Raw genomic sequence first — 5,105 nt, 5'->3', positions numbered from 1 at the left:
CCGTCCCGGCCGCCAAGCTGAGCCCGGCCAACCGGCGCATGATGCGCTTCTTCACGGTCGCGTTCGCGCTGCACAATCTGGGCTACTACGCGATCACGCTGTGGCTTCCCACGTTCCTCGTCCAGACCCGGGGCATGACGCCGTCCGAGGCCGGCTTCGCGGCGAGCCTCTTCCAGCTCTTCGCGATCGTGGGCCCGCTGCTCATTCCCGCGCTCTCCCGCGTGCTGGGGTGGGGCCCGCAGGCCCTCTTCCTCGTCGTGGCGGTCTGCTGGGTGATCCTGCCCGCCGGGCTCCTGGTCGCGGCCGATCTCTGGCCCCTGTGGGCCGTGCTCGGCGGGGTAGCCCAGGGTGGCACGTTCACGGTCCTCTTCACGGTGGTCATCCAGCGCGCCCGCACCCTCGACGAGAACCGGCGCATGACGGCGTTCATCCAGTCGGTCGGCTACGGCTTCGCCTCGACCGGGCCCATCCTCATGGGCTTTCTGCGCGATGCCGCGGGCGGCTGGACGGCGCCGTTCCTGCTGGTCCTGGGGGCCGTCGTCGTCATGGCCGTGTGCGGCCTCGCGGCGATCCGCACGCACGACGCCGGGCGGGGCCCCCGCGAGGGGACCCCGCCCAGCGTCGATGCCGCGGCGGGCAGGAAGGGCTGAGACGCCTCAGACTGGGTTGATCTCGGCGAGGCTCTTGCGGGTGGTGAGCGGACCGATCGCGGCCACCGTGGCCGCAACGATGAGCAGCGCGACCGCGACCACGCTGAACATCGAGAGCGCACCGAAGGCGTCCAGCACGGGGAGCAGGACGAACGGCAGGGCACCGCTCGAGATCCGCGAGAGCGAGTACGTCCAGCCGACGGCCGTGGCCCGCAGCGCGGTCGGGAAGATCTCGGCCTGGTAGATGTGGAAGACGTTCGAGAACACGTTGCTGATGAGCGTCGTGAGGAACCCGAACACCACGATGAGAACGTCGGACTGCGAGACGGAGAACGCCACGCCGCTCGCCCCGAGGGCCAGGATCGACGCGATGAGCAGGTGCTTGCGCTCGAACTTCGCGATGAGCGGCGTGGACAGGAGCGAGCCGATCGGGTAGCCGAGGAAAGACAGCGCCGTGAAGAGGAGCGAGTTCGTGACGGTGTGCCCGCTCGCCACGAGGACGGTAGCGGCGAGCGTTCCGAAGCCGTAGTAGCCGAACGTCTGGAACAGGTGGAAGACCACAAGCATCACGAGGCGGTTCCGGTAGGGCGCCTTGGCGAGGCGCGCGAGGCTGCGCTTCGCGTCGAGGGCCGCGGCGGCCGGGGCCTCGTGGGCAGGCGCCGCCGACTCAGGCTCGCCGACACTCACGCCGGATCCCTGGGCGAAGACTTCGAGCGCCGCGACGGCCTCCTGCTTCCGGCCAGCGCTCTCGAGCCAGCGCGGCGACTCCGGGAGGGAGCGGCGGAGGAAGAGAACGACGACGGCGCCCACACCTCCGAGGGCGAGGAGCCACCGCCAGCCGGACACGCCGAGGAAGGCCGTGCCGTTGAGCCCCAGGGCCAGGAAGCCCACCACCGGGACGGCGACGAACGACGCCGTGTAGGCCCAGGTGGCGAGGCGGCCGCGCTTGTCCTTCGGGAGGACGTCGGAGAGGTACGCGTCCGCGACGGGGTATTCGGCGCCGACGCCGATGCCCGCCATGAACCGGGCGAACACGAGGAACCACGCGTTCGGGGAGAAGGCCCCCACGATCGACCACACGGAGTACCACGCGAGGTTGAAGAGGAACGCCTTGCGCCGCCCGAGGCGGTCCGCGAGGCGCCCGAGGGTGGCCGCACCGAGGAACATCCCGAGGAACGCCGAGGCGAGCAGGAGCTTGAGCTCGAGCCCGGAGAGATGGAAGTCCTTGCCGAGCGCGACGTTCATCGTGCCTGAGAGGAAGACCTCGTACATATCGAAGAAGAGTCCGAGGCCGACGGCGACGACGACCCTCCAATGGACCCTGCCCACGGGCAGGCGGTCGAGGGCGAACCCGACGCTGCCCGCCTGCGCGGTAGTGGATGGCACTGACGCCATGGTTTTCTCCTTTGAAGACTGGCCATCGGCCAAGGCCGTCCGGACCCGATGTCCGCCGACCTACAGAGTGGTTAGATAACCACGATGTGAAGCCATGGACGAATATAGCCCACGTCACACGCGATGGGTAGACCCTTTCCCGGAACGGCCCGAATGGCTCCTGCGCGGGCCGACTAGACTCCGCAAGAGGACAGCTTCGACAGTAAAGGGGTCCGCCGTGACCGCATCCGGCCCGGAAGCCTGGGACGACGAGGAGGGTGGGACCGAGCCTCCCGCGCGTCGGGACGGGGCCCGAGAGCTCTCGGGTGGCGTCAAGCCGCTGCTCGTCCTGGGGAAGATCCGTGGCATCCTCGACTCCTTCACGCTCTCCCGCCCTGCCCTGACGCTCTCGGAGATCCGTGCCGCGACGGGCTACCCGACCTCGACCGTCCAGCGGCTCGTCGCGAATCTCGTCGCGGAAGAGTTCCTCGACCGAGAGGGCGACCGCGTGCGGATCGGGGTCAAGTTCGCGTACTGGGCGGCGCCCGCGACGCGCGGTCTCGACGAGCTCGAGATCGTCAAGCCCGTGCTCGAGGGGCTTCGCGACGCGACGGGGGAGACGGTCACCCTGTTCCGCCTCGAGGAGGGATTCCGCGTGTGCGTCGCCATGGCAGAGACCCGTCACGGCCTGCGCCGCGAGATGCACGTCGGGAAGATCCTCCCGCTCCATGCGGGCTCCGCGGGGCGCGTCATCATGGCGTGGAATCCCGAGGCTGCGGCCGCCGCCCTCTCGGCGACGCTCGAGCGCCTCACCGAGCACACGATCACCGATCCGGCCAAGCTGCGAGCGGACGTCGACCAGACGCGGCGCGACGGCTACGCCATGACGTCCGACGAGCGCGACGAGGGTGCCACGGGACTCGCGGCGCCCGTCTTCGACTCGATGGGGGACCTCATGGGGGCGCTCGGCATCAGCGGGCCGTCGCTGCGCGTCACCCCGGAGAAGTGCCGGGCGTGGATCGATCCGCTCGTGGCGGCGGCGGAGCAGGCCACGCGCCTCATCGGCGGTCGGCTCCCGCGCTGACCTCGCGGGTCGCCGGCCGCGGGTGATCGATGGGACTTGCCCACTTTGTGGGTTGCTGCTCATAATGTAGGAAAGCCTGCGCAAGGGAGCACCATGCACGAAGACCACGAGATCGCCCCGCTCGCCGGAGTCCGCGTACTGGAACTCGGCAACTACATCGCGGCCCCGACCGCCGGACGACTGCTCGCCGACTTCGGGGCCGAGGTCATCAAGGTCGAGCGGCCCCGAACGGGCGATGAGCTGCGGAACTGGCGCCTCCAGACCGGCACGACGTCGATGCTCTACCGGACGATCAACCGCAACAAGAAGTCGATCGTCCTCGACCTCAAGACCGAGGCCGGCCGCAAGCTCATCCTCGCGCTCGCGCGGCACAGCGACATCCTGCTCGAGAACTTCCGGCCGGGAACGCTCGAGAAGTGGGGCTTGGGCCCTGACGTCCTCAACGAGGCGAACCCCGAGCTCATCATCACGCGCGTCTCCGCGTTCGGCCAGACCGGGCCGCTCTCGCCGCGGCCCGGCTTCGCGGCCGTCGCCGAGGCCGTCGGCGGCTTCCGCGAGCTCGTGGGCGACCCCGACCGCCCGCCCGTTCGCGTCGGGGTCTCGATCGGCGACTCGATCGCGGGCCTGTACGCGGCGTTCGGCTCGGTCATGGCTCTCTACCAGCGCGAGACGCGCCGCGGGGCCGGCCAACCCGCCGTCGTCCTCGGGGAGCGCGTCATCGACGTCGCGCTCAACGAGGCGATGCTCTCGATGATGGAGTCCCTCGTCCCGGACTACGAGGCGTACGGCCTCAAGCGCGAACGGACGGGCGGGCGCATGGAGGGGATCGCGCCGTCGAACGCGTATGTGTGCAGCGATGGGGCGAGCATCGTCGTCGCCGGCAACGGCGACTCGATCTTCCAGCGCTACATGCGGGTCATCGAGCGGCCGGACCTCGCCGACGATCCCGAGCTCGCGAACAACGACGCGCGGTGGGCGCGCCGCGAGGAGCTCGACGCGGCCATCGGCGCGTGGACCGCGCGCCACACGCAGGCCCAGGCGCTCGGGATCCTCGACGCGGCTGGGGTCCCGAGCGGGCCGATCTACACCGCGGCGGACATCTGCCGCGACGAGCAGTACGCGGCTCGGAACATGATCCAGCGCCTCCCGGTCTCGACCGGCGAGGAGGTGCTCGAGAACGTCGGCTTCCCGGGCATCGTCCCCGTGATCGGCGGCCAGTCGCTCCCGATCCGCAGCCTCGGACCCGACTTGGGGGAGCACACGCGCACGGTGCTCGCCGACGTCCTCGGCATGAGCGAGGAGCAGGTCGACGCCACGATCGCGCAGACCGAAGGAACGCCCGCCGAAGGAGTGCTTCTGTGACCTACGAATTCGCCCAGGGACCCTCCCGCGGCCCCCTCCTGCGGGACGTCACGCTCCGCGACGGGCTCCAGCTCACGGGGAAGCTGCTTTCCACCGACTACAAGATCGGCCTGGCCCGCGAGCTGCTGCGCCTCGGCGTGCCCGAGCTCGAGATCGGCTCCATGGCCCGGCCCGACCTCGTCCCGCCCATGGCCAACACGCTCGACGTCGTCGCGGGCCTCACGCCGGAGGAGCTCGAGCGCTGCTGGATCTGGGTCGCGACGCCGCGGCACGTCGAGAAGGCCATCGCCGCGGGCGCCCGCAACGTCCAGTACTGCTTCTCCGCCTCGGATGCGCACAACCTCGCGAACATCGGGCGGAGCACGGAGGCGAGCCTCGCGGCCATGCCGGACGCGATCGCCCTCGCGAAGGAGGCGGGCGGCCGGATCCAGCTGTGCATCGCGACCTCCTTCACGTGCCCGTTCGACGGGCCGGTCGATCCGCAGCGGGTCATCGACATCGCGAACGACGCGCGGGCGCAGGGCGCGGACGACGTCGTCATCTGCGACACGCTGGGCCAGGCGTTCCCCGGGCAGGTCGCGGACCTCGTCTCCCGGGTCGCCGCGGAGACCCCGGCGCGGCGGATCGTGTTCCAC

The 5,105-nt window shown here is 70.4% G+C and carries 4 protein-coding genes and 1 pseudogene; 4 read left to right on the top strand and 1 reads right to left on the bottom strand.

Going from position 1 to position 5,105, the window contains the following annotated elements; all coding sequences use genetic code 11:
• Nucleotides 1-650, top strand: a 650-nt coding sequence (locus ACLN58_RS17505; RefSeq protein ID WP_415856525.1) for a CynX/NimT family MFS transporter, incomplete at its 5' end; no start/stop codon positions are given.
• Nucleotides 651-656: 6 nt separating this feature from the next.
• On the opposite strand, the gene ACLN58_RS17500 is transcribed toward ACLN58_RS17505, so the two are convergent.
• The gene (locus ACLN58_RS17500) at nucleotides 657-2,045 is read right to left on the bottom strand and encodes an MFS transporter (RefSeq protein ID WP_415856524.1); all 1,389 of its coding nucleotides are present in this window, start codon (nucleotides 2,043-2,045) and stop codon (nucleotides 657-659) included.
• A 217-nt stretch (nucleotides 2,046-2,262) separates the two neighbouring features.
• Between ACLN58_RS17500 and ACLN58_RS17495 the strand changes: the two genes are divergently transcribed.
• The 3 genes and pseudogenes from ACLN58_RS17495 to ACLN58_RS17485 form a co-directional block, all read left to right on the top strand.
• Nucleotides 2,263-3,108 (top strand): IclR family transcriptional regulator, encoded by an 846-nt coding sequence (locus ACLN58_RS17495; RefSeq protein WP_415856523.1) that lies wholly within the window; start codon nucleotides 2,263-2,265, stop codon nucleotides 3,106-3,108.
• 93 nt (nucleotides 3,109-3,201) lie between these two features.
• Nucleotides 3,202-4,470, top strand: a complete 1,269-nt coding sequence (locus ACLN58_RS17490; RefSeq protein WP_415856522.1) for a CaiB/BaiF CoA transferase family protein — start codon at nucleotides 3,202-3,204, stop codon at nucleotides 4,468-4,470.
• Nucleotides 4,467-5,105: pseudogene (locus ACLN58_RS17485) on the top strand (hydroxymethylglutaryl-CoA lyase); the annotation flags it as partial. The gene ACLN58_RS17490 and the pseudogene ACLN58_RS17485, both read left to right, overlap by 4 nt.

The sequence above is a fragment of the Sinomonas sp. G460-2 genome (genome assembly GCF_047759905.1).
Classification (GTDB): Bacteria; Actinomycetota; Actinomycetes; order Actinomycetales; family Micrococcaceae; genus Sinomonas.
Note: the sequence above shows the minus strand (reverse complement) of the source record. Positions and strands in the feature narration are given on the sequence as shown.

Coding starts and splice junctions, on each gene's coding strand:
- ACLN58_RS17490 (WP_415856522.1), top strand. CDS start 3,202: ATGCACGAAGACCACGAGATCGCCCCGCTCGCCGGAGTCCGCGTACTG.
- ACLN58_RS17500 (WP_415856524.1), bottom strand. CDS start 2,045: ATGGCGTCAGTGCCATCCACTACCGCGCAGGCGGGCAGCGTCGGGTTC.